The sequence below is a fragment of the Piezobacter thermophilus genome (assembly GCF_055386745.1).
In genome coordinates this window covers 3,160,358-3,182,634 of record NZ_AP042380.1, presented here as the reverse complement: position 1 = coordinate 3,182,634, position 22,277 = coordinate 3,160,358, and the positions used below count along the sequence as shown (strand labels likewise).

Here is a 22,277-nt window from a genome sequence, read left to right as displayed (position 1 = left end):
CCCCGGCCTGCCTTACGCCACCAGCGCCTCGGCCTTCTTCAGATCCACCGAGACCAGCTGCGACACCCCCTGCTCGGCCATGGTCACGCCGAACAGCCGGTCCATCCGGCTCATGGTCACGGCGTGATGGGTGATGACCAGAAACCGCGTCTCGGTCCGACGGCACATCTCGTCCAGCATGTCGCAGAACCGCCCCACATTGGCATCGTCCAGCGGCGCGTCCACCTCGTCCAGCACACAGATCGGCGCCGGATTGGCCAGGAACACCGCGAAAATCAGCGCCAGCGCCGTCAGGGTCTGCTCCCCCCCCGACAGCAGCGACAACGTGCTCAGCTTCTTGCCCGGCGGCTGGCACATGATCTCCAGCCCCGCCTCCAGCGGATCCTCGCTTTCGACCATGACCAGGTTCGCCTCGCCGCCGCCGAAGAGATGCCGGAACAGCATCGCGAAATTGCCGTTGACCTGCTCGAAGGCCGTCAGCAGCCGCTCGCGCCCCTCGCGGTTGAGGCTGGCGATACCGGAACGAAGCGTCCGCACCGCCCCCTCGAGATCTGCCTTCTCGCCCGCCAGTTCGTCATGTTCCACCTGCACCTCGCGGGCGTCCTCTTCGGCACGCAGGTTCACCGCGCCCAACGCATCGCGCTGTCGCTTGTACCGGTTTACCTCCGCCTCCAGCGCCTCGGCCGGCGGGATCGCCGCAGGATCCACCCCCAGCAGATCGAGCAACTGCTCCGGCGTCACCTGCTGGCCGTCGGCGATACGCTCGGCCGCATGCAGAACCGCCTCGCGCGCCGCATCAACGCGCGCCTCGGCCCGCGCGCGCGCCTCGCGCGCCTCCGAGGCCTGCCGCTCGGCCTCGCGCTCATGGCCGAGCGCCTCGCGCAATGCCGCCTCGGCCGCAGCCAGAGCGTCCGCCGCGCGGGCCCGACGCGCCTCGGCCTCGGAAATGGCCTTCGACAACTCGTCACGCCGGGCCGCAATCTCGGCCGGAGCCGCACTGGCCTCGCGCAACTCCTCCTCATGGACGACCTTGCGCTCGGCCAGTTCCGCAATGCGTTTGCCGGCAGTGTCAAGCCGATGCCGCCAGCCGCTGATCTCTTTCGCCACCTCCTGCACGCGACGCGTGCGGGCCTCGCCCTCGCGGCGCAGCTCGTCATGCGCCGAACGCCGGGTCAGCATGGTGATCCGCGCCGCCTCGACCGTCTGGCGGATGTCCTCGACCTCGGCCCGCGCAGCCTCCAGATCGCCCAGATCGGCCAATGCGGCCTCGGCCTCGCGCAGCCGCAGGCGGGCCTCCATCGCGTCCTCGCGGTGACGTTCAACCGCCAGAGACAACGTCTCAAGCCTGCCCTGCGCGAGGTTGCGGTCGGCCTCGGCCCGGCTGAGCGCGCGCGCAGCCTCGGCCAGGCGCCGGTCGGCATCACGGCGGGCATCGCGGGCGGCCTTGTCGGCCTCGGTCACCTCGGCCAGGCGACGGCCAAGCAGCTCATGCGCGGCGCGCGCGCCCTCGGCCCGCGCCTCGGCCCGGGTTAGATCCTGCTTGAGCGCCTCCAGGCGATTGAGCTGTTCCAGCCGCAACGCCGCGGCGCTGGGCGCATCCTCGGCCCAGGCGCGGAACCCGTCCCACCGCCACAAGTCACCCTCGGTGGAAACCAGCCGCTGACCGGGGCGCAACAACGGCTGCAACCGCGCCGCCGCGTCGGAATCGACGACCCCGATCTGCGCGACCCGCCGGCCCAGTGCCTCGGGCCCGGACACGTAACGGGCCAACGGCACCACGCCTTCGGGCAGCGGCTGATCCGCATCATAAGCCGGCAGAGCAAGCCAGCCCGACGGCCCCTCGGCTTCCACCAGCGGCGCGCGCAGGTCATCGGCCAGCGCCGCCCCCAGCGCCTTTTCATAGCCCGGCGCGACCCGTACAAGGTCCAGCACCTGCCCGCCCTCGGCGGCCTCGCGCGCCACCAGCCGGGCCAGCGCCGCCACTTCGGCTCGCAGAGCCCCGGCCTCGCCCTCGGCCTCGGACCGCTGGGCGCGGGCCTCGGCCTCGCGCGCCTGGATCTCGGTCCGGGCGGCATCGGCTTCGGCCAGCTTCGCCTCGGCCGCCTCGGCCGCCGCAATTGCATCCGACTCGGCCCGGCCGGCCGTCTCGAAGGCCTCGCCGGCGCGGGTCAGCGCCCGTTTTGCCTCGGCCATGGCCTCGCGGGCGCGGGCCTCCTCGGCCTCCGAGCGGGCCAGCGTCTTGCGGCTGTCGGCCACCAGACGCTGCACCGACTGGTGACGCGCGGCAAGACGCGCCACGTCCTCGGTCACCTCGGAAAGCCGGGCCTCGCGCGTCTTGAGAATCTCCGCCGCCTGCCGGGCCAGATCGGCGGCCTCGGCCAGCCTTTCGTCGTGACCCTCACCCGCGCGGGCCAGTTCCCGCGCCTCCCATTCCAGCCGCTCGATGGTGTCGCCGGCATCGCGGCTGAGGCCCTGTTCGCGCGCGATGTCGCGGCCTAGCTGTTCGATCCGGGCCTGCAGGGCCTCGATGGTCTGGCGGGCGCGATCCTCCTGATCGGTCAGGGCACCGTACTGCACCTGCAACCGTTGCAGAACGGCCGCCGCAATTGCCTCTTCCTCGCGCAGCGGCGCCAGCGCCTCTTCGCGTTCAGCACGCAGCTTCCCGGCACGGCGGGCGGCGGTTTCGGCGCGCGCAGCCGCAACCGCGCGTTCCCGCAACGCCCCTTCGGCAGCGGCGCGGGCCTCGTCGGCCTCCTTCCACCGGCGATAGAGAAGCATCCCTTCGGCACGGCGCAGATCCTCGCCGATCTGGCGATAGCGCGCCGCCTGCCGGGCCTGACGCGCCAGTTGCGCCAGCTGCTGGGAAAGCCGTTCGATCACGTCCTCGACGCGCACGAGGTTGGCCTCGGTCGCCTTCAGCTTCAGCTCGGCCTCATGCCGACGCTGGTAAAGTCCCGAGATCCCCGCCGCCTCTTCCAGTACCCGACGACGCGCACGCGGCTTGGCGTTGATGAGTTCCGCGATCTGTCCCTGCCGGACCAGCGCCGGCGAATGCGCGCCGGTGGAGGCATCGGCAAACAGCATCTGCACGTCGCGGGCGCGCACATCCTTGCCGTTGACCTTGTAGGCGCTGCCCACGTCGCGGGTGATCCGCCGGACGATTTCCAGAATGTCCGAATCATTGAACCCCGCCGGCGCCAGCCGTTCGCTGTTGTCGATCAGCAGGCTGACCTCGGCGAAGTTGCGCGCGGGCCGGGTGGCGGCACCGGCAAAGATCACGTCTTCCATCCCGCCGCCGCGCATCGCCTTGGGCCGGTTCTCCCCCATCACCCAGCGCAGGGCCTCGAGCAGATTGGACTTGCCGCAGCCATTGGGCCCGACGATTCCGGTCAGCCCGTCGGCGATCAGCAGATCGGTCGAATCGACGAAGCTCTTGAAGCCGTTGAGTCTGAGTTTGGTAAAGCGCAAGACAGGCCCGTCCCGATTCCCCTAGAGTCGGAATGTTCCGACTTGAACCATGCCAAGTCAACATGTCTGCAGGCGTATATGGCACCTCTGTCGTGTTTATCCACAATATATTGCGTCATTCAGCCCGAATCCGCGCGGCACCGGGCTGTGCGGCACGGGTTCACGACGCCCCCGCCGGCCGGTCAGGGAGGAGGCGCTTTCCTCTTCGACCCATCGCTGCAATCGAGATTGGCGGTCATCAACGACTGGTCGCCAAGAACCCCCACCACGCGACAGCCGCTGACCTGCGCAAAGGCAACCGCCGCGCGGGCGCGGATCGGCTCGAACCGGGGGGCATATTGCGGGTTGACGCGGATGGCCTCCGCAAACTCACCCCGCACGCGGATGTCGAAGACGCTGCCCTCCACCTCGACCCGCGTCGGAGTCAGACCGCGGAAGGGCTGGCCCGGTGCATTGCAACCTGCCAGCGACAGTACCGACAAGGCCAGAAACCATGCGAAATGCAATCTCATGCCCGGATCATGGGATCTCCGGGTTAACAATTAGGTCATGTTGACAAAAGGCGAAGCCAAAGTCGGATTGACGTGATGTCTATGAAACCCAGGAAGCTTTCGGCGGTCTTGTCGTAGCGTGTGGCGACGCGCCGGGCATTTTTGAGCTTGTTGAAACACCGCTCGACAAGATTGCGCAGGGCATACAGAGAGTGATCGACGCCGACGCGCATCTTGCGGGACTTGCGCATGGGAATTTGGGTCAGAACATCACGCGCATTCATCTTTTCCCGAATGCTGTCAGCATCATAGCCCCTGTCCGCCAGCAGAACCCTCGGCTCGGGCAGGTTGTCGGCCATGACCAGGTCGAACCCGAGGTAATCGGATGTCTGACCCGGAGTAATCTCGGTTCTCATGGGCAGGCCTGCCGCCTTGACGCGGAGGTGGATCTTGGTCGTGAAGCCACCTCTTGAGCGGCCAAAACCCTGTCGCGGAGTCCCCCTTTAGCGCCCGCTGCCTGATGATGGGCGCGAACCACGGTGCTGTCGATCATCTGCAGCGCGTCTGGAACGGCACCGCTCTCGTTCAAAGCATCCATGATCTGCTCCCACAACCCGGCCAGCGTCCAACGTCGGAACTGGCGGTAAACGCTGGACCATTTGCCGAACTCTTCGGGCAGGTCACGCCATGGGGCTCCGGTTCGCGTGATCCAGAAAATCCCATCAAGAACAAGGCGATGGTTGGTGGGTTTGCGCCCGTTGGGGGCGCGGATCGCATGAATGAAATGTTCAAAGAACGCCCATTCCTCGTCCGACATCAGGTCTCGTGCCAAGCTGACCTCCATTGAAGATACCAGCTTGAATCACGTCTACAGCTCCGTGTGAATCCTTTTTGTCAACACGGCCTAGACGGAGGCGGCGGTAGAGCCCCGTTTCACTCCAGGCGCACCTGCCGTAAATCCGATGTCAGCATGTTGATCTGCGCCTTGTCGGCCATCGGGTAGGATCGGAAGAACCTGTCCAGAAGGAATCCAGGTTCGAGGATTCGGATTTCCTCCGCCTCCCATTCGGCATCATCCACCCTGCCGAGACGCAGCAGGCAGGCCGCGTGATACAGATGGGCCTCAAGGTTGTCGGGATTGCGTGCCAACGCTTCTGCCAGGTTGAATTCGGCCTGCTCGCAATCCCCCAGAAAATAGTAGGCCCGTCCCAGCAGCAGAAAATACAGATACCCCGCCTCGGGCCGCAGCAGGATGGCTTTCCGCAGGCTGGGCAGGCTGTTCTGCGGCCGGCCTTCATAGGTGGCGATCCCGCCAAGCAATGCATGTGCGTCGGCGTAATCCGGGCGCAGCTTCAGGGCCTGTTGAAGCGCTTCGCGCGCTGCCGGAAACTCGCGTTTCTGGGTACGCACATAGCCGACCACCCAGAATTGTTCCGGCAGATCGGGGGCGATTTCCAGCGCCGTGCGGGCCATTTCCAGCGCCCCGCTCAGGGCCGCGGCAGGGTCAGAGGCCCAGCCGTTGCGGTATTCGGCCGCCAGGCTCAGCGCCAGCCCGCCATAGGCGCGGGCGAAACGCGGGTCGTGGCGGATCGCCTCGCGGTAAAGCCTCTGCGCCTGACGATTGGCGTCCCTGCCGCGGACCAGCAGCGCCGCCTGCGCCTGCAGGAAAAGATCGAACGCACTGGTGCTGTCGGTATAGCCCGAGGCCCGCCGCGCCAGGTCGGCCTGTTCGATGTCAAGCGCCAGCGCCCTGATGACCCGGGATTCGATGGCGCGTTCCATCTCGAGAAGGTCTGCAAGGGGCTGTTCAAGCTGCTCGTTGGCCAGGATGGTTCCGTCTCTGGCATCAATCAGCCGGATGGTTACACGCACCGCGTCCGGTCCGGGCAGGACCACCCCCTCAAGCACGAAATCGGAGTCGATGTCGGCACCCGCGGGCGGATGAATGATGGTCAGATCCGGCTTGCCGCTGAGCTGGTTGACCACCGTTTCTTCCAGCCCGCGCACCAGATAGTCGCGGGAATTGTCTTCGCCAAGGTTGACAAAGGGTCGGATCATGACGCGCAGCCCGGCCGCGGAAGCATCCGGGCCGGCAATCTTGGGTGGAGGCCGCGCCGGCTCCCTCATCAGCGGCAAGACCAGAACTCCGGCCGGCGCGACAACCACCAGACCAACCCCGAGCAGGGCCGGCTGCAGACCGCGCGCGGCCCCGGACGGAGCAGGACCGTGAAAGATGCCGGGTTTCGGAGGCGCCAGCGGTGTGACCTGCGCAACAAGGCGATAGCCGCGCTTGGGAATGGTTTCCACGTAGCGCGGGTTGCGGGCATCGTCGCCCAGAGCCTTGCGGATCTTGATGATCGCATTCGTCAGCGACTCGTCGCCCACCACCACCTCGCCCCAGATTGCGCTCTGGAGCCGGTCACGCGAAACCACCTGGCCGGCATTTTCGATCAGATGGACGAGAACCTCCATCGAGCGCGGCTCGAGATGCACGCGCGCGTCGCCGCAGGCCATCTGGTTGGTGGCCGGATCAACGATGCAGTCGCCGACCCGCCCCGCCCCGCCGGTGGCCCTGGCCGTTTCGGTTTCGCGCGTTTCGTCGGGCATCGAGGGCTGTTCGGTTTCGTGGCAAGCCCCCCGCAAGCCGGGTGGGGCAAGTCCCCAGTATAGCGCAAAAATGGGAATTTCATGGGATTTCCTTCGGGACGACTCGGGCGTTCCGCCGCGACCATCCTGCCCGGCGCAATGCGACGCGACCCACCATGCGATCCAACAGAGGAGAAACGCCATGAACACCGCGACAGATACCGCCGTACCCGCTGCGAAATTCGACCCGGACGCCTACAAGAAGACCACCCACGCACAGTGGCAAGAGGCGGCCAAGGCCTGGAACGACTGGGGGAAACTGCTGCGCGACTGGCTTGGCCCGGCCACCGAGGTGATGCTGGACATGGCCGATGTCAGGCCCGGCAGCCAGGTGCTGGACGTGGCCGCGGGCGCCGGCGACCAGTCGCTGATGGCGGCCGAGCGCGTGGGCGGCAGCGGCCGGGTGCTGGCCACCGACATTTCCGAAAACATCCTGGAATTCGCCGCCGAGAACGCGCGCGCCCACGGGTTTTCCAACCTCGAGACCCGGGTGATGGACGGCGAAGCGCTCGACCTGCCGCCGGCCAGTTTCGACGCCGCGATTTCGCGGGTTGGCATGATCTACTTTCCCGACCAGCAGGTGGCGCTGGCCGGCATCCGCAGGGCGCTGAGGCCAGGCGGGCGGTTCGCGACGATCGTCTATTCGACCCCTGAAAACAACGGCTTCTTTTCGGTGCCGGTGCGCATCATCCGCGAGCGCGCCAAGCTGCCGCCGCCGCTGCCGGGCCAGCCGGGGCCGTTTTCGCTGGGCGGGCCGGGGGTGCTGGCCGGCGTGCTGGAAGAGGCCGGGTTTTCCGAGATCGAGGAACGGGTTGTTCAGGCGCCGGTGATCCTGCCCAGCGCCGCCGACTGCCTGCGCTTCGAGCGCGAAAGCTTCGGCGCGCTGCACCAGATGCTTGGCGGGCTTTCGGCTGCCGAGCAGGACGAGGTCTGGGACGAAATCCATACCGCGCTCAAGGCGTTCGAGACCGGGCAGGGCTTTGTCGGCCCGTGCGAGCTGGTCGTCGCCTCCGGCCGCAACTGAGGAGGGCGGGCGATGAAACTTGCCGTCATCCAGGAGCCGCCGGTCTGGCTGGACCTCGAGGCGACCATGGCGCGTGCGGTCTGGCTGATCGCGCGTGCGGCGGGCGAGGGGGCGCAGATGGTGGTGTTCCCCGAGGCCTGGTTTCCCGGCTACCCCACCTTTGTCTGGCGGCTGGCGCCCGGCGCCGGCATGGGGATGACGGACGATCTGTTCGCCCGTCTCCAGGCCAACGCCATCGACACCGCCCACGGCGGGCTGGCGCCGCTGCAGGAGGCGGCGCGCGAACATTCCGCGGTGATCGTCGCCGGCTATCAGGAACGCGACGGGGCGGTGAGCGGCTCGACGCTCTACAACGCCTGTGCGATCATCGACGCCGATGGAAAGCTGTTGAACAACCACCGCAAGCTGATGCCCACCAACCCCGAACGGATGGTCTGGGGCTTTGGCGACGGGTCCGGCCTGCGGGTGGTGGAAACCGCCGTGGGCCGGGTCGGGGCGCTGATCTGCTGGGAAAACTACATGCCGCTGGCGCGGTTTGCGCTTTACGCCCAGAACATCGACATCTATGTGGCGCCGACCTGGGACAGCGGCGAAACCTGGCTGGCGACCATGCAGCATATCGCCCGCGAAGGCGGCTGCTGGGTGATCGGCTGCGCCACCGCGCTGGAAGTGGCCGACACCCCCAGGGACGCCCCCCATTTCGACAAGCTGTTCCCCAACGGCGGCGAATGGGTGAACCCGGGCGATGCGGTGGTCTACAAGCCCTTCGGCGGCGTCCATGCCGGGCCGATGCACCGTGAAAAGGGCATCCTGTTTGCCGAGATCGACCCCGCCGCCGCCCCCGCCGCCCGGCGCAAGTTCGACGTGGCCGGCCACTATGCGCGGCCCGACGTGCTGAGCCTTTCGGTGAACCGCGCGCCCCAGCCCCCGGCGCGTTTCGAGGGCTGAGTCATGGCGGCCGCGATCCATCGCGGAGCGTGACGCGCATGCAGCTGATCCACACGCCGGAAGCCTGGCGCCCCGACCTGACCGCGAATCGAGACATCGACGAAGCCTATCGGATCGCGCTCAAATCGCTGGCGCGCCGGTATCCAGAACTGCATGATGAGATCGCCGATCTCGGTGCGATGGTCACGGAAATTGCGAAGGAACTGGCCTCTGATCTTCTTGCGCGTCCATCTGTTGGCCTTGCCAGCGCTGCTCGGTTTCTGCTGACGGCAGGCGAAACCCGGAACGGCTCAAATCCGAGGCCAGCCGCACAGCTTCTGCGCGAAACTCAGCGGTTGGTCTCTGTGCCATGATGCCTCTCCCTTGTGGCAGAATACCAAGTCAAAGGAGCGGAACGATGCTGCTGCAGGTCCAGCCGCGCGGGGGCAGGAAGTGGTGCCGGTGAAGGGACTCGAACCCCCGACCCCATCATTACGAATGACGTGCTCTACCAGCTGAGCTACACCGGCACTTCCATGTGCGAAGGTTGCCCTTGCGCCGCGCCTCATATCACCGGCGCGGCGCACTGGAAAGGGGTTATTTGCGCGCTCCGGTGCCGACCATTTCGACATCGCCCTCCTCGGGGGCGTCCTTGTCGTCCAGGCGGGCTTCGGCGGCTTCCCCGGCGGTTTCCTCGACGATCTCTTCGGCGCTCTTCTCTGCCACGTCTCGTTTTGCGGACCCGTCCTCGATGGCTCCGATGATGAGAGGCAGCATGTGCGCCCCGGTGGCGGCCGTCGCATCCGAGTCGGGCGGCGCGGTCCAGGCGAGAGTATCGAAGGCGCCGCATTCCTCGCAGACCGGTGCCCATTCGGCATGGGCATGATGGCATTTGGCACAGACCCATTGCGGGCCGCGCGGCGCCGTCAGCGCCTTGGCCAGCCAGCCCTTGACCACCGAATCGGGCGCGCCCTCGCCGCGTTCGATTGCCGCCATGATCACATGCGCCCGCGCATCGCCCCCCTTTACCGGCAGATCACCCAGCGCACGCCGCGCTTCGGGGAAGTCTTCAGCGGCGACGTTCAACTCGGCCAGAAGCAGGCGGGTTTCCGGGTGATCGGGGTGGATTCTCGTCAGCGTCGCGAAGCGCCTGATCCGCTGCTGCGGGGTCTCGTCGGGGGCGATTTCGGCGAAGACGGCGGCCAGATCGGGATGCGGTTGCATCTCCCACGCCTTCCTGATGATGCGCGCAGCATTGCGCGGCTTGCCCATCTCGATATATCCGCGCGCCGCCATCACCGCCGCCGGCACCAGGCCGGGGGAAAGGCGGTTGGCCTCGATCGCCTTTTCGCGGGCCTCGACCGAGGCGTCCTCGGCCACGATGTCGCGCGCCTGTGCCAGCGCCAGAACCGCGTCGCGACGCCTGAAGACGTCCTTGGGAAGGGTGCCGGATTTCAGTTTCGCGCCCAGAGTGCGACGGGCGCCGGCCCAGTCCTCGGCCCGGGTCTGGAGTGAAAGCAGGATGTCCTGCGTTTCCGCATGGGCCGGCTTCATCTCAAGTGCCTTTTCGGCCAGCTTGCGGGCGGTTTCATCGTCGCCCGAGGCAAGGCGCTGCTTGAGCGCACCCCGCACCCCGACAAAGCGGGTCGCGGGATTGGTGATCAGTTTCTTGTAGGCGGCCTCGGCCCGGCGGGTGTCGCCTGCCAGCTCGGCCGCCTGGGCGGTGATCAGCGTGGTCAGCTCCGGCCGGCGCAGGAGTTTTTCGGCCTTGGCGGCCCGGGCCATGGCTTGTCGTCCTTCCCCTGCCGCCAGCGCCAGCATGGCCTCGGTCAGGGCACGATAGCCGCGCCGTTCGCGCCCGCGGTCGAAAAAGCGGGAAATCGCGGTTTCGTCGCCGTTGAGGAATTTCAGCACCGCCACCAGCAGCGAGACCAGCTTGAGCCCCAGCCAGATCAGGACCACCAGAAGGATCAGCGCGATGACCGATTGCAGCGGGCCCAGGGTGAATTCGGTGCCCGCCACGGTGATCTGAACACCGCCCTGGGTTTCCATCAGGTAGCCCGCGCCCAGCGCCGCAAGGGCGATGATGGCGACGAAGGCGAGGATCTTGATCAGCGACCACAACATGGCAGGCCCCTCAATTCGAATTCAGGCTTCGGGCCAGCGCATCGGCGGCCACAAGCGCGGATTGCCGGGCGGCGGCGCGGGCCTCCCATTCGGCCAGGGCGTCGCGTGCCACCGGCGGCAGCGCGGAGATTTCCGACAGCGCATCGGCGAGGCGGCCTTCGACCAGGGCGGCTTCGGCCCGGGACAGGATGGCATCGGGATCGTCGCCCGCGCGCGGCGCGACCGAGCGCATGCCCAGCTGGCGTTTCAGAAATGCGCCGATGCCGCCCTTGCCGCTGTTTTCCGCGCGCACGGCGGCCAGGGCGGCGCGGGCGGCGGGGGGGAAGCTTTCGCGCAGGGCGGCCATGGTGGCCACGCCATCTGCCGCCTGCGCCGCAAGTTCCGCGGGAATGGCCAGCCCCGCCGCGGACAGATCGTCAAGGATCGGCTCATAGGGGGCGCCGTCGTCCAGCGCGCCGCGCAGCCGTGCCAGCATGTCGCGGATCGCGGCCAGCCTGGCCTGTTCCGCGGCCTTTTCCTCCAGCGCGCGGGCCTCGGCCTCTTTCGCGCGGGCGGATGCGATCATCTGCTCCACCTCGGCTCGCTGAGCGGCAAGCGACTCGCGCAGCGCCGCCAGTTCGCGCTCATAGGCGGCAACGGCGGCGGGGCTGGCGCTTTCGGTGAGGGGGCGCCTTTCCACTTCGCTCAGGCGGGTGTCGAGGTCGTCGAGGCGGGTTGCGAGCGCGGCGATGCGGCCGTCGAGCCGCTCAAGCCCGCCGGACAGGGGAGAAACCTGCCCGGCCAGCGCCTCGATCCGGCTTTGCAGGGGCGCGATGTCGGGGATCTTCACGGCCTCGATCCTCTGCCGCAGCTGCGCGATTGCCGTTGCCTGATCGTCGCTGCGGCGCTGAAGCTCGGCTATCGTGCTGCTGTAGTCGGGCGCGCGCCACCCGGCGGGCAGCCACGGGTCGAGCAGCGGGCTGCGCGCGACGACCCCGCCCAGGACCGCCGCCACGATCCCGCCGATCAGAACGGGCAAAATGCTGCCCCTGCGTTCGACCGCGCGGCCGGACACCTGTTCGGGCGCGGGTTCGGGCGGTTGCGCGGCCGGGGTTTCGGGGGCGGGTTCGGCATCCGGTCCACTCGGGGCTTCCTCGGGTCGGGCCTGATCCGCGTCCTCGCCGCTCTCGCGGGGTTCGGAGCCTTCCGGTGCGTCCGAGCCGGCAGCGGCATCCGTCGCCCCGGCCGGGCCGTCTTCGCCGTCCGGTGCCGGCGCGGGCCGCTGCTCCTTTGCCTGCGTGTCGGCCTCTGGCCTGTCCGGTTCGGTTCCGGTTTCGGGCCCGGTTTCGGGTTCGGGTCTGGAATTGTCAGCCACCTGGCTGTCCCCCTTGCGATTCTCGAAATTCATGCCGGCAAGCCACCGGCAAACACTAATGCCCGCCCGATGGGCCGACAACCCGACCGGCCCGGCGGGCCAGCCGCGCGACGGCCTCGGCCATGGCCTGCGCCTCGGGCGCCTCGGCCACGTCAAGGGCGCTCGGGCCCAAGGAAACAAGCGGTTCCGCGACGGCCTCGCTCATGGCGGCGATGTAAAGCGGCGCGCGCGCCCGGCAAAGGCTGGCAAAATGTCGCGCTGTGCGGGGCGAAAAAAGAGGCACGATCACCGGTTCGGTCCCGGCCAGGGCGGCCCTGGCCCGCGCATTCAGCGGCAGCAGGTGCTGGTCGTAGATCACCTGTTCGTGCGTCTCGACGCCGGCGGCGGTCAGCCGGGTGGCGATGTTGCCGCGCGCGTGCTTCCCGCGAAGATGCAGCAAGGGGGCCGCCGGGCGGCGTGCGGAAAGATCGGCGACCAGCTCATCGGCAGTGCGCCCGGCGCAGTCGGCCTTCCAGCCCGCGGCCCTTGCCGCCTCTGTCGTGGCCCGGCCCACGCAGAAACAGGGGATATCCCGGCGCCGGGTCAGCGATGACGCGACCGCAACCCCGTTGCCCGAGGTGAAGATGATCCCCCGCGCCCGGCCTGGATCGAGCGTTCCGGTCACGGGCGCGACCCCGATCAGCGGAGAGGTGACAACCCGCAGCCGCGCGCGCAATTCCTCGGGCAGGCGCTGGACGAAACGCCTTGACGCATCCTCTGCGCGGGTCATCAACAGCGTCACCATTCCTTGCGCCTCGGGATTGTTTGCCGGGGTCCGGGGTGATACCCCCCTGCGGCAACATATGCAACCTGGCAGGCGCCATGACGCAAAGGCTGACCATACTCGGGCTGGAAAGCAGCTGTGACGACACCGCCGCGGCAGTCGTGCGCCTGCGTGAGGATGGGCGCGGCGAAATCCTGTCCTCGGTGGTGTTCGGCCAGAGCGACCTGCACGCGGACTTCGGCGGTGTGGTGCCCGAGATCGCCGCGCGGGCGCATGCGGAAAAGCTGGACCTGTGCGTGAAGGAGGCGCTGGCGCGCGCCGACGTGCGCCTTGCCGATCTCGACGCCATCGCGGTGACCGCAGGGCCGGGGCTGATCGGCGGCGTGATGGCGGGGGTGATGTGCGCAAAGGGGCTGGCCGCGGCAACGGGGCTGCCGCTGATCGGGGTCAACCACCTGGCCGGCCACGCGCTGACCCCGCGCCTGACGGACGGGGTGGACTATCCCTATCTGATGCTGCTCGTCTCCGGCGGGCATTGCCAGTATCTGATCGTCCACGGCCCGCAGGAATTCACCCGCCTTGGCGGCACCATCGACGACGCCCCGGGCGAGGCGTTCGACAAGGTGGCCCGCCTGCTTGGCCTGCCGCAACCCGGAGGCCCCGCGGTCGAGGCCGAGGCCGCGAAGGGCGACCCGTCCCGGTTCCGTTTCCCCCGCCCGCTTCTGGACCGGGACGACTGCAACCTGTCATTCTCGGGGCTGAAGACCGCCGTGCTTCGCAAACGCGACCGGATCGTAGCCGAAAAGGGCGGGCTGACCCGGGCCGATCGGGCCGATCTGTGCGCGAGCTTCCAGCAGGCGGTGGTGGAGGTGCTGACGGAAAAGACCCGCCGGGCGCTGCGCCTCTACCAGGAGCAGGCCCCGCGGCGGCCGCTGATCGCGGTTGCCGGAGGGGTGTCGGCCAACCGCGCGATCCGCGCCGCGCTGAAGGCCGTCTGCGACGAGGCCGGTGTCGCATTTTCGGCGCCACCGCTGGCGCTGTGCACCGACAACGCGGCCATGATCGCCTGGGCCGGGCTGGAGCTCTACCGCGCCGGGGTGCGTGACGGGATGGATCTGGCCGCTCGGCCGCGCTGGCCTCTGGACCGCAAGGCTGCGGCGCTGATCGGGGGCGGCAGAAAGGGGGCCAAGGCATGAGCGTGGCAGTCCTCGGCGCAGGTGCCTTCGGTACGGCACTGGCGATCTCGTTGGCCGGAAAGGGTGCGGTGACGCTCTGGGCGCGTGCGCCGGATCACGCCCGCGACATGCGCCGCCGCCGCGAGAACGCAACCCGCCTGCCGGGGGTCGCCCTGCCCGACGCGGTAGCGGTGACGGCCGACATGACGGCAGCGGCCGCACATGAAACCCTGCTGCTGGCAGTGCCGATGCAGCAGTTGGGGCGGATGCTGGGGCAATACCGGGCGGCGCTTGAGGGCAGAACCCTTGTCGCCTGCTGCAAGGGGATCGAGCTGCACAGCGGCCGCGGCCCGGTCGCGGTCATCGCCGACGCCCTGCCGCAGGCGCGCCCGGCGCTGCTCACTGGCCCCAGCTTTGCCCGCGACATCGCCCGCGGCCTGCCGACCGCGCTGACGCTGGCCTGCGCCGACTCGACGCTGGGCGAGCGGTTGCAACGGGCGCTGACGACCGCGAATCTCAGACTCTATCGCACCACCGACACGATCGGCGCCGAACTGGGCGGAGCGCTCAAGAACGTGATCGCCATCGCCTGCGGCGCGGTGATCGGCGCCGGGCTTGGCGACAGCGCGCGGGCGGCGCTGATGACCCGCGGCTATGCCGAGATGCAGCGCATGGCGCTGCGGCTGGGCGCCAGGCCCGAAACCCTGGCCGGGCTGTCGGGCTTCGGCGACCTGGCGCTGACCTGCACCTCGGAACAGTCGCGCAACTACCGCCTCGGGCTGGCGCTGGGGCGGGGCGAAAGCTTCGACCCGTCTCAGACCGTCGAGGGGGCCGCCACCGCGCATGCGGTGGCGCAAAAGGCCGGCGCCATGGGGATCGAGATGCCGATTACCGCTTGCGTCACCGGCCTTCTCGACCGCACCCTCACGCTGGATGATGCCATGGCCCGGCTGCTGGCCCGGCCGCTGAAGGAGGAATGACATGCTGATCGCCCTGATCGCCCGCGACCGGCCGGGCGCGTTGCAGACCCGGCTGGACAACCGCGAAGCACACCTTGCCTATATCAGGGAAACCGACGTAGTTGCGCAGGCAGGCCCGTTCCTGGACGAACAGGGCCAGATGTGCGGATCTCTTGTGATCCTCGACGTGGACGACATGCAGGCCGCCCGGCGCTGGGCCGAAAACGACCCCTACGCCCGGGCGGGACTGTTCGAATCGGTCGAACTCATCCCCTGGAAGAAGGTGATCGGCTGATGGCATACTGGCTGTTCAAATCCGAACCGTCCACCTGGAGCTGGCAGGACCAGCTTGCCAAAGCCCCCGAATGCGAGGAATGGGACGGCGTGCGCAACTACCAGGCGCGCAACTTCATGCGCCAGATGAAGCCGGGCGAACGCGGCTTCTTCTACCACTCCATGAAGGAGAAGGCGATCGTCGGCATCGTCGAGATCTGCACCGAGGCCCACCCCGACAGCACCACCGACGACCCGCGCTGGGAATGCGTGGACGTGCGCGCCCTGCGCCCGCTTGCCCGCCCCGTGACGCTGGACGAAATCAAGGCCGATCCCCGCCTTGCCGACATGGTGCTGGTCAGGAATTCGCGCCTTTCGGTGCAGCCCGTAACCGACAGGGAATGGCGGATCATCTGCGAGATGGGTGATACCGAACCCGACTGAAGCGCCCCCCTGCCGACAGGGAAACGCCGGTACGGAAAAGCGGGAAGGTCCCGGCCTGACCGGAACCTTCCCCTCACCCCGCGTGCATCTCCACCACCACACACGCGTTCAGAAAACCAAAGGTTCCGGCCGTCCTGGCCGCAATGCCAACCTATCCGACCCGCACCCCGTCCCGCAAACCCAAAGCCCGAAAAAAACGCCTAAAATCCGGCACGCCCTTCCTCTTGCAGAAAATACTCCGGGGGTGAATGGGCCGCAGGCCCAGAGGGGGCTGGCCCCCTCCGGCTGCGGGGGATCAGCGGTAAACCGATTCCCTGCCGAAATGCTTGACCAGCATGTAGTAGATCACCGCGCGATACTTGTTTCGTTCCGAGCGGCCATAGGTATCGATCACCTTCTCGATCGCTTCCATCAGTTCCGGGCCGTCCTCCAGCCCCAGCTTCCTGATCAGAAAATTGTTCTTGACCGTTTCCAGCTCGCCCTCCTGCGTTGCCGCCACGGTCGAGGCGTCCGCGTCATAGATCGAAGGCCCGCAGCCGATCGTGACCCTGGTCAGCAGGTCCATGTCCGGCTCCATCCCGCACTTGTTCCTCAGATCGTCGGCATATTTTTCAATCAATTCGTCCCGTCTACCCATGAAATCCTCCCTTCAGGTTCCCGATGAATTAACCTTGCTGGCAGAAAGACCTTAACGATGCCCGCCAACCGAACAAGGAAAAATCCCGCCCGGCCCTGGGGCCGGACGGGTCGGATGCTCGATACTGCGCCAGAGAACACCGCCCGGCGCGCTCCGGAGACCGGGGCGGCAGGGCGGCAGCGGCAGGTCAGTAACGGTAATGCTCGGGCTTGAACGGGCCTTCGGGGCTGACGCCGATATACTCCGCCTGCTCGGGGGTCAGCTTCGTCAGTTTCGCCCCCACCTTGGCCAGATGCAGCCGGGCCACCTTTTCGTCCAGATGCTTGGGCAGAACGTAAACCTTGTTCTCGTAACAATCGCCGCGCGTCCACAGCTCGATCTGCGCCAGCACCTGGTTGGTGAAGCTGGCCGACATGACAAAGCTGGGATGGCCCGTGGCGTTGCCCAGGTTCAGCAGACGGCCCTCGCTCAGCAGGATGATCCGGTTGCCCGAGGGCATCTCGATCATGTCCACCTGGTCCTTGATGTTGGTCCACTTGTGATTGCGCAGGGCCGACACCTGAATTTCATTGTCGAAATGGCCGATATTGCCGACGATGGCCATGTCCTTCATCTCGCGCATGTGCTCGATGCGGATCACGTCCTTGTTGCCGGTGGTGGTGATGAAGATGTCGGCGGTGGCCGCCTCGTCTTCCAGCGTCGTCACCTCGAACCCGTCCATCGCCGCCTGCAGCGCGCAGATCGGATCGACCTCGGTCACCTTCACCCGCGCCCCGGCGCCGCGCAGCGAGGCGGCCGAACCCTTGCCCACGTCGCCATAGCCGCACACCACGGCGACCTTGCCGGCAAGCATCACGTCGGTGGCGCGCCGGATCCCGTCCACGAGACTTTCGCGGCAGCCATACTTGTTGTCGAATTTCGACTTGGTGACGGAATCGTTGACATTGATCGCCGGGAAGGGCAGCTGGCCCTTCTCCATCATCTGGTAGAGGCGATGAACGCCGGTGGTGGTTTCCTCGGTCACGCCCCTGATCTTGTGGCGCTGCTGCACGAACCAGCCGGGGCTGGCCGCCATCCGCTTGCGGATCTGGTTGAACAGGGCGACTTCCTCGTCCGAATCCGGGTTGGCGATCAGGTCGGTTTCGCCCTCTTCCACCCGGGCCCCCAGCAGGATGTAGAGCGTGGCGTCCCCGCCATCGTCGAGGATCATGTTGGCACCGTCCTCGAACTGGAAGATGCGGTCGCAGTAATCCCAGTATTCCTCCAGCGTCTCGCCCTTGACGGCAAAGACCGGGACGCCGGCCGCGGCAATGGCAGCGGCCGCATGGTCCTGGGTCGAGAAGATGTTGCAGCTTGCCCAGCGCACATCCGCTCCCAGATGCACCAGCGTCTCGATCAGCACGGCGGTCTGCACGGTCATGTGCAGGCTGCCGGCGATGCGCGCTCCGGCAAGCGGCTTGCTGTCGCCGTATTCCTCGCGCACTGCCATCAGGCCGGGCATTTCGGTTTCCGCAATGTCGAGTTCCTTGCGGCCGAATTCGGCCAGGGAAATGTCTTTGACGATATAATCGGCGGTCATCTGTCGCTCCGTTGCGCTTGCTGTCGGGATTTCGGTGGCCCTAGCACTCATCGGCGCCAACGGCAACGAGGTTCCCCCGCGGTCAGGGGCGGCGCGGGCACAGGCTTTGGCGGGCGCGTGACACATTGGCCACAGCGGTTCGGCCTGCCAGAGCCCTGCCGGCTGATTTCGGGGCGGCGCGGGGCCGTGGCGGCGATTCAGAAAGCCGAAGGGATGACAGCGAGGCGCTTGAACATGGAGCGCACCAAATCTAGTGATTGCGGTTTGAAGGGAGCGCGCCGGGAGGAGGAAGCGCACCCCCTTCACTGGCCATCATGTCGTGGTCACGACGGCCTCTTGCAAACTGCGGGGTGCGTGTCACACCCGGTCGGCAACTCGTGATCCGTTCAGTCTCAGGATGCGCCTGAAATGTGGCAAAAACATGGCAACCGACCCAGGTGGTGACAAAATGGCAACACAAACGCGGGCATGGCAACGGATGCTGTCGGGGCGCAGGCTGGACCTTCTCGATCCGACGCCGGTGGATATCGAGATAGAGGACATTGCCCACGGGCTGGCCTTCGTTGCCCGCTGGAACGGCCAGACCATGGGCGATTTCGCCTATTCGGTGGCCGAGCATTCGCTGCTGGTCGAAGAACTGTTCGGTCGTATCGCGCCGGGCGCCCCGGCAAGGTGGCGGCTGGCGGCGTTGCTGCACGATGCCCCGGAATACGTGATCGGCGACATGATCTCGCCGGTCAAGGCGGCGGTCGGCCCCGGATACGGTGAACTGGAGGCCCGCCTGAGTGCTGCCATCCACATCCGCTTCGGCCTGCCGGCCGCCCTGCCGGCCCGGACGAAGCGGCAGATCAAGAAGGCCGACCGCATCAGCGCCTGGATGGAGGCCACACGCATTGCCGGGTTCACCGAAGCCGAGGCCGACAGGTTTTTCGGCCGCCCCGACCGCGCGCTGTTCGAGGGGCTGGATATCCGCCTTCGCCCCCCTGTCGAGGTGCGCGCCGCCTACACGGCCCGCCACGCCGAGCTTCTGGCACAGATGTAAGCGCCCCACGCTCCATGGGGCAGGGGGGCCGCTCAGAACGGCAACCCGACGTAATTTTCCGCCAGCGACGTCATCGCCGCCCGGGACGAGAACAGGTAGTCGAGTTCCGTCTTCTGCAGCCTGCGGTCATAGTCGCCGTGATCGGGAAAGCGGTGCAGCAGCATGGTCATCCACCATGAAAACCGCTGCGCCTTCCAGATCCGCGCCAGCGCCCGGTCGGAATAGGCCTCCAGCCCGGCATCGTCGCCGCGCTCATAGTGATCCACCATCGCATGATAGAGGTAGTAGATGTCCGAGGCCGCCGAATTGAGCCCGCGCGCGCCGGTGGGCGGCACGATATGGGCCGCATCTCCGGCCAGGAACATCCGCCCGTAGCGCATCGGTTCGGCCACATAGCTGCGCAGGGGGGCGATGGATTTCTCGATGCTGGGGCCGGTGACCAGGCGCCCGGCCACCTCCTCCGGCAGGCGGCGCTTCAGTTCCGCCCAGAAGGCGTCATCCGGCCAGTCCTCGACCCGGTCCGACAGCGGCACCTGGATGTAGTAGCGGCTCAGCACCTGACTGCGCAGCGAACACAGGGCAAAGCCGCGCTCATCGCGGGCATAGATCAGTTCCGGCGAAACGGGCGGCGTGCGGCTGAGCACCCCCAGCCAGCCGATCGGATAGACCTTTTCGTATTCGCGCAGCACGCTGGCCGGAATCGAACGCCGGCTGACCCCGTGAAACCCGTCCGCGCCGATGATGAAATCGCACTCGATCCGTTGGCGTTCGTCCCCCAGCCGCCAGCTGACCCAGGGCGCATCCGTGTCCATGTCATGCGGCTGCACATCCGCCGCTTCGTGGATCACGGTGCCGCCCATCCGGTCGCGCGCCTCGTACAGGTCGCGGGTCAGTTCGGTCTGACCGTAGATCATGACCGAATTTCCCCCCGTGTGGCCAGCCAGATCGACCCGGTGCAGAGCCCCGTCCCAGGCGATGAAAAAGCCTTCGTGGATCTCGCCCTCACGGTCCATCCGCTCGCCGCATTGCGCCTCGCGCATCAGTTCGGCGAATCCGTGCTCCAGCACGCCGGCCCTGATCCGGCCCAGCACATGTTCGCGGCTGTGCTTTTCCAGCACGACATTGTCGATCCCCCGCAGATGCAGAAGCTGCGACAGCAGCAGACCCGACGGGCCGCCGCCGATGATTGCGACCTGAGTTCTCATGCGCGTCCTCCCTGGCGCGGGATGATGCCGCAGCGGGGTGGCCGTGCGAATGGACCCATCATTCATGTTCTTGTACATTTCGAACATGCGCGCCCGAGAAGATGCAATTCGCACCTACAACCTGTTCGGCGAAACCGCCGAACTGCCCGACGTGGTGCATTGCGAAACGATCGAGTCCCGCTCGCGCCTGCACGGCTGGGCGCTTCGCCCGCACCGCCACGCCCGCCTGCACCAGTTCCTGCTGATCGTTTCGGGCGGCGGCATGGCGGATCTCGACGGCCGCAGCATTCCCCTTGCGTCCCGCATGGCCCTCAACATCCCCAGCGGGATCGTCCACGGATTTGCCTTCGCCCCACAAACGCAGGGCTGGGTCATCACGCTGACCTCGGATTTCCTCGACGAAACGCTCCACGCTGGCGAGGGGCTTCGCCCGCCGCTGCACAGGGCGCAGCCGGTCCCGCTTTCGGAGGATCTGCGCCGACTCGGCGCACGGCTTCTCGCGGAACATGCCGGTCACGGATTCGCCCGCGCACAGGTGCTCAGATCGCTGGCCGGCGTGATGATCGGCCTGATGGCCCGGGCCATCGCCGAAGAAGCCGGGCGCGCCGATTCGCCCCGCCAACACCCCCTGTTCCGGCGTTTCGAAAAACTGGTCGAGCAGCAGTTTCGCCGCCGCGCCAGCATCGCCGATTATGCCGCGCAGCTGGCGATATCGCCCACGCATCTGAACCGCATCGTGCGCCAGGCCACCGGCGGGCCGGCCTCGCGTGTCGTGACCGACCGGATGCTGCGCGAAGCGCGCCGCCTGCTGACATATACCGACCTGCCGGTGGCCCAGGTGGGATATGAGCTGGGCTTTTCCGATCCGGCCCATTTCTCGCGCGTCTTCGCCCGCGGCACCGGCCTTGCCCCGCGCGACTTCCGCCGCCGCCTGCAAAGCGGCGGCAACGCACCGCCGCAACGCGACGACGCGCTTGCCTTCGCACCGTCGCGATGAAACCCTTGGCGCGCCACGGACGGAAGGAGGGGTCATGCTGAACGGTGTCCGCATCATCGAGGTCGAGGGGCTCGGCCCCGGTCCCTTCACAGGGATGCTGATGGCCGATCTGGGCGCCGACGTGATCGTGGTGCACCGCAAGGGCGGAGGGGTGACGCCCGGAATGCCCGAAGGCTCGCTGCTCGACCGCGGCAAGCGCTCGATCGCGCTCGACCTCAAGAACCCGACCGATATCGACATCTTCAGATCCCTGATCGCCACCGCCGACGGGCTGATCGAGGGCTTCCGCCCCGGCGTCATGGAGCGCCTGCGGCTCGGCCCCGAAGACTGCCACGCGATCAACCCGGCCCTGGTCTATGGCCGCATGACCGGCTGGGGGCAGGACGGGCCCCTTGCTCACGCTGCCGGCCACGACCTGAACTATATCGGGCTCTCCGGCGCGCTGTGGTATGCCTCGCCGCCGGGTGAACCGCCCCTGACCCCGGCCACGCTGGTGGGCGATATCGGGGGCGGCGCGCTGTATCTGGCGGTGGGCCTGCTGGCCGGCCTTCTGAAGGCCCGCGCCACCGGCCGCGGCACGGTGATCGATGCGGCAATCTATGACGGCTCGGCGCACATGATGAACCTGCTGATGAGCCTCGCCCAGACCGGCAACCTGTCCGTGCAGCGCGGGGAAAGCCTGCTCGACGGCCCTCACTGGTCCCGCACCTACCGCACCGCCGATGGCGGCTTCATGTCCGTGCAATGCCTCGAACCGAAGTTCTACGCCACCTTCCTCGACCTGATGGGCCTCTCCGAGGATCCCGATTTCCGCCACCAGTTCGACCGCGCCCGCTGGCCCGAGCTTACCCGCCGTCTGGCCGAACTGTTCGCCACCAGAACCCGCGAGGAATGGAGCAGGCTCTTCCTCGGCACCGACGCCTGCGTGGCTCCGGTCCTGTCCCCGCAGGAAGCCGGCGAACACCGGATGAACAAGGCCCGCCACACCTGGGTGAACGCCCACGGCACGCTCCAGGCCGCCCCCGCACCACGTTTTTCCGAAGCGCCCGACTGGCAGCCGCCGCCAAGCCCCGCCCGCGACCAGCATCGCACGGAAATCCTGCGCGAACTTGGCCGCGCGTGACTTGCGCCGCCTTTCCTCTTGCAAAAAATACTCCGGGGGTGAA

At 67.5% G+C, this 22,277-nt stretch carries 19 protein-coding genes, 1 tRNA gene and 1 pseudogene; 10 read left to right on the top strand and 11 right to left on the bottom strand.

Annotation, left to right across the window (positions count from 1 at the left end; genetic code table 11):
* Positions 1–12 precede the first annotated feature (12 nt).
* From smc to ACZ5CM_RS15425, 4 genes are all read right to left on the bottom strand, one after another.
* Complete coding sequence (smc, locus tag ACZ5CM_RS15440; protein WP_464639951.1) at positions 13–3,468, bottom strand: chromosome segregation protein SMC; 3,456 nt, start codon at positions 3,466–3,468, stop codon at positions 13–15.
* Between the two features lie 182 nt (positions 3,469–3,650).
* Positions 3,651–3,980, bottom strand: a complete 330-nt coding sequence (locus tag ACZ5CM_RS15435) for a hypothetical protein (RefSeq protein ID WP_464639949.1) — start codon at positions 3,978–3,980, stop codon at positions 3,651–3,653.
* Between the two features lie 35 nt (positions 3,981–4,015).
* Positions 4,016–4,803 (bottom strand): IS5 family transposase gene (locus ACZ5CM_RS15430; protein ID WP_464638555.1). Its coding sequence is split into 2 segments (ribosomal slippage): positions 4,016–4,464 and positions 4,464–4,803, totalling 789 coding nucleotides; the frame shifts between segments, so codons are not numbered across the junction.
* A gap of 89 nt (positions 4,804–4,892) precedes the next feature.
* On the bottom strand, positions 4,893–6,566 hold the full coding sequence (locus tag ACZ5CM_RS15425; protein WP_464639948.1) for a winged helix-turn-helix domain-containing protein: 1,674 nt from the start codon (positions 6,564–6,566) through the stop codon (positions 4,893–4,895).
* 181 nt (positions 6,567–6,747) lie between these two features.
* Here ACZ5CM_RS15425 and ACZ5CM_RS15420 point away from each other — a divergent pair, with 181 nt between their 5' ends.
* The 3 genes and pseudogenes from ACZ5CM_RS15420 to ACZ5CM_RS15410 form a co-directional block, all read left to right on the top strand.
* Complete coding sequence (locus tag ACZ5CM_RS15420; RefSeq protein WP_464639946.1) at positions 6,748–7,629, top strand: class I SAM-dependent methyltransferase; 882 nt, start codon at positions 6,748–6,750, stop codon at positions 7,627–7,629.
* Positions 7,630–7,641: 12 nt separating this feature from the next.
* A complete protein-coding gene (locus ACZ5CM_RS15415; protein WP_464639944.1) occupies positions 7,642–8,577 on the top strand; it encodes a carbon-nitrogen hydrolase family protein in 936 nt (311 codons plus the stop codon).
* A gap of 11 nt (positions 8,578–8,588) precedes the next feature.
* Positions 8,589–8,941: pseudogene (locus tag ACZ5CM_RS15410) on the top strand (IS110 family transposase); the annotation flags it as partial.
* Between the two features lie 69 nt (positions 8,942–9,010).
* On the opposite strand, the gene ACZ5CM_RS15405 reads toward ACZ5CM_RS15410, so the two are convergent.
* The 4 genes from ACZ5CM_RS15405 to ACZ5CM_RS15390 all read right to left on the bottom strand — a co-directional run bounded on the left by ACZ5CM_RS15405 (position 9,011) and on the right by ACZ5CM_RS15390 (position 12,821).
* Positions 9,011–9,086, bottom strand: a tRNA-Thr gene (locus ACZ5CM_RS15405).
* 67 nt (positions 9,087–9,153) lie between these two features.
* Positions 9,154–10,683: a heme biosynthesis HemY N-terminal domain-containing protein gene (locus ACZ5CM_RS15400; RefSeq protein ID WP_464639942.1), complete on the bottom strand. Its 1,530-nt coding sequence runs from the start codon at positions 10,681–10,683 to the stop codon at positions 9,154–9,156.
* 10 nt (positions 10,684–10,693) lie between these two features.
* Positions 10,694–12,070: a COG4223 family protein gene (locus tag ACZ5CM_RS15395; protein WP_464639940.1), complete on the bottom strand. Its 1,377-nt coding sequence runs from the start codon at positions 12,068–12,070 to the stop codon at positions 10,694–10,696.
* Between the two features lie 22 nt (positions 12,071–12,092).
* Entirely contained in the window at positions 12,093–12,821 is a 729-nt protein-coding gene (locus ACZ5CM_RS15390) for a uroporphyrinogen-III synthase (RefSeq protein ID WP_464639938.1), read from the bottom strand.
* A 77-nt stretch (positions 12,822–12,898) separates the two neighbouring features.
* On the opposite strand from ACZ5CM_RS15390, the gene tsaD reads away from it, so the two are divergent.
* The 4 genes from tsaD to ACZ5CM_RS15370 are packed head-to-tail and all read left to right on the top strand — an operon-like array spanning position 12,899 to position 15,651.
* Positions 12,899–13,996: a tRNA (adenosine(37)-N6)-threonylcarbamoyltransferase complex transferase subunit TsaD gene (gene tsaD, locus ACZ5CM_RS15385; protein ID WP_464639937.1), complete on the top strand. Its 1,098-nt coding sequence runs from the start codon at positions 12,899–12,901 to the stop codon at positions 13,994–13,996.
* A complete protein-coding gene (locus ACZ5CM_RS15380; RefSeq protein ID WP_464639936.1) occupies positions 13,993–14,955 on the top strand; it encodes an NAD(P)H-dependent glycerol-3-phosphate dehydrogenase in 963 nt (320 codons plus the stop codon). Before tsaD ends, ACZ5CM_RS15380 begins: the two co-directional genes overlap by 4 nt.
* A gap of 1 nt (position 14,956) precedes the next feature.
* Positions 14,957–15,229: a YciI family protein gene (locus tag ACZ5CM_RS15375; RefSeq protein WP_464639934.1), complete on the top strand. Its 273-nt coding sequence runs from the start codon at positions 14,957–14,959 to the stop codon at positions 15,227–15,229.
* Entirely contained in the window at positions 15,229–15,651 is a 423-nt protein-coding gene (locus ACZ5CM_RS15370) for an EVE domain-containing protein (RefSeq protein ID WP_464639932.1), read from the top strand. The genes ACZ5CM_RS15375 and ACZ5CM_RS15370 overlap by 1 nt, the downstream gene beginning before the upstream one ends.
* A gap of 295 nt (positions 15,652–15,946) precedes the next feature.
* Here the strand turns inward: ACZ5CM_RS15370 and ACZ5CM_RS15365 are convergent, their stop codons facing one another.
* Both ACZ5CM_RS15365 and ahcY read right to left on the bottom strand, forming a co-directional pair.
* Positions 15,947–16,288, bottom strand: a complete 342-nt coding sequence (locus tag ACZ5CM_RS15365) for a DUF2853 family protein (RefSeq protein WP_464639930.1) — start codon at positions 16,286–16,288, stop codon at positions 15,947–15,949.
* 187 nt (positions 16,289–16,475) lie between these two features.
* Complete coding sequence (ahcY, locus tag ACZ5CM_RS15360) at positions 16,476–17,867, bottom strand: adenosylhomocysteinase (protein WP_464639928.1); 1,392 nt, start codon at positions 17,865–17,867, stop codon at positions 16,476–16,478.
* A gap of 448 nt (positions 17,868–18,315) precedes the next feature.
* On the opposite strand from ahcY, the gene ACZ5CM_RS15355 reads away from it, so the two are divergent.
* Complete coding sequence (locus tag ACZ5CM_RS15355; RefSeq protein WP_464639927.1) at positions 18,316–18,909, top strand: HD domain-containing protein; 594 nt, start codon at positions 18,316–18,318, stop codon at positions 18,907–18,909.
* 32 nt (positions 18,910–18,941) lie between these two features.
* Here ACZ5CM_RS15355 and pobA read toward each other — a convergent pair whose 3' ends face one another.
* Positions 18,942–20,114, bottom strand: a complete 1,173-nt coding sequence (gene pobA / locus ACZ5CM_RS15350) for a 4-hydroxybenzoate 3-monooxygenase (RefSeq protein WP_464639925.1) — start codon at positions 20,112–20,114, stop codon at positions 18,942–18,944.
* A gap of 85 nt (positions 20,115–20,199) precedes the next feature.
* Between pobA and ACZ5CM_RS15345 the strand changes: the two genes are divergently transcribed.
* Entirely contained in the window at positions 20,200–21,111 is a 912-nt protein-coding gene (locus ACZ5CM_RS15345) for a helix-turn-helix domain-containing protein (RefSeq protein WP_464639923.1), read from the top strand.
* 34 nt (positions 21,112–21,145) lie between these two features.
* On the top strand, positions 21,146–22,234 hold the full coding sequence (locus ACZ5CM_RS15340) for a CaiB/BaiF CoA transferase family protein (protein WP_464639922.1): 1,089 nt from the start codon (positions 21,146–21,148) through the stop codon (positions 22,232–22,234).
* Positions 22,235–22,277 lie beyond the last annotated feature (43 nt).

What these genes read in the sequence shown, in the direction of transcription:
- ACZ5CM_RS15390 (WP_464639938.1), bottom strand. Translation starts at nt 12,821, where the DNA reads ATGGTGACGCTGTTGATGACCCGCGCAGAGGATGCGTCAAGGCGTTTC.
- ACZ5CM_RS15425 (WP_464639948.1), bottom strand. Translation starts at nt 6,566, where the DNA reads ATGCCCGACGAAACGCGCGAAACCGAAACGGCCAGGGCCACCGGCGGG.
- ACZ5CM_RS15420 (WP_464639946.1), top strand. Translation starts at nt 6,748, where the DNA reads ATGAACACCGCGACAGATACCGCCGTACCCGCTGCGAAATTCGACCCG.
- ACZ5CM_RS15365 (WP_464639930.1), bottom strand. Translation starts at nt 16,288, where the DNA reads ATGGGTAGACGGGACGAATTGATTGAAAAATATGCCGACGATCTGAGG.
- ACZ5CM_RS15400 (WP_464639942.1), bottom strand. Translation starts at nt 10,683, where the DNA reads ATGTTGTGGTCGCTGATCAAGATCCTCGCCTTCGTCGCCATCATCGCC.
- ACZ5CM_RS15345 (WP_464639923.1), top strand. Translation starts at nt 20,200, where the DNA reads ATGCGCGCCCGAGAAGATGCAATTCGCACCTACAACCTGTTCGGCGAA.
- ACZ5CM_RS15380 (WP_464639936.1), top strand. Translation starts at nt 13,993, where the DNA reads ATGAGCGTGGCAGTCCTCGGCGCAGGTGCCTTCGGTACGGCACTGGCG.
- ahcY (WP_464639928.1), bottom strand. Translation starts at nt 17,867, where the DNA reads ATGACCGCCGATTATATCGTCAAAGACATTTCCCTGGCCGAATTCGGC.
- ACZ5CM_RS15435 (WP_464639949.1), bottom strand. Translation starts at nt 3,980, where the DNA reads ATGAGATTGCATTTCGCATGGTTTCTGGCCTTGTCGGTACTGTCGCTG.
- ACZ5CM_RS15395 (WP_464639940.1), bottom strand. Translation starts at nt 12,070, where the DNA reads ATGAATTTCGAGAATCGCAAGGGGGACAGCCAGGTGGCTGACAATTCC.
- ACZ5CM_RS15375 (WP_464639934.1), top strand. Translation starts at nt 14,957, where the DNA reads ATGCTGATCGCCCTGATCGCCCGCGACCGGCCGGGCGCGTTGCAGACC.
- pobA (WP_464639925.1), bottom strand. Translation starts at nt 20,114, where the DNA reads ATGAGAACTCAGGTCGCAATCATCGGCGGCGGCCCGTCGGGTCTGCTG.
- ACZ5CM_RS15370 (WP_464639932.1), top strand. Translation starts at nt 15,229, where the DNA reads ATGGCATACTGGCTGTTCAAATCCGAACCGTCCACCTGGAGCTGGCAG.
- tsaD (WP_464639937.1), top strand. Translation starts at nt 12,899, where the DNA reads ATGACGCAAAGGCTGACCATACTCGGGCTGGAAAGCAGCTGTGACGAC.
- ACZ5CM_RS15355 (WP_464639927.1), top strand. Translation starts at nt 18,316, where the DNA reads ATGGCAACACAAACGCGGGCATGGCAACGGATGCTGTCGGGGCGCAGG.
- ACZ5CM_RS15340 (WP_464639922.1), top strand. Translation starts at nt 21,146, where the DNA reads ATGCTGAACGGTGTCCGCATCATCGAGGTCGAGGGGCTCGGCCCCGGT.
- ACZ5CM_RS15415 (WP_464639944.1), top strand. Translation starts at nt 7,642, where the DNA reads ATGAAACTTGCCGTCATCCAGGAGCCGCCGGTCTGGCTGGACCTCGAG.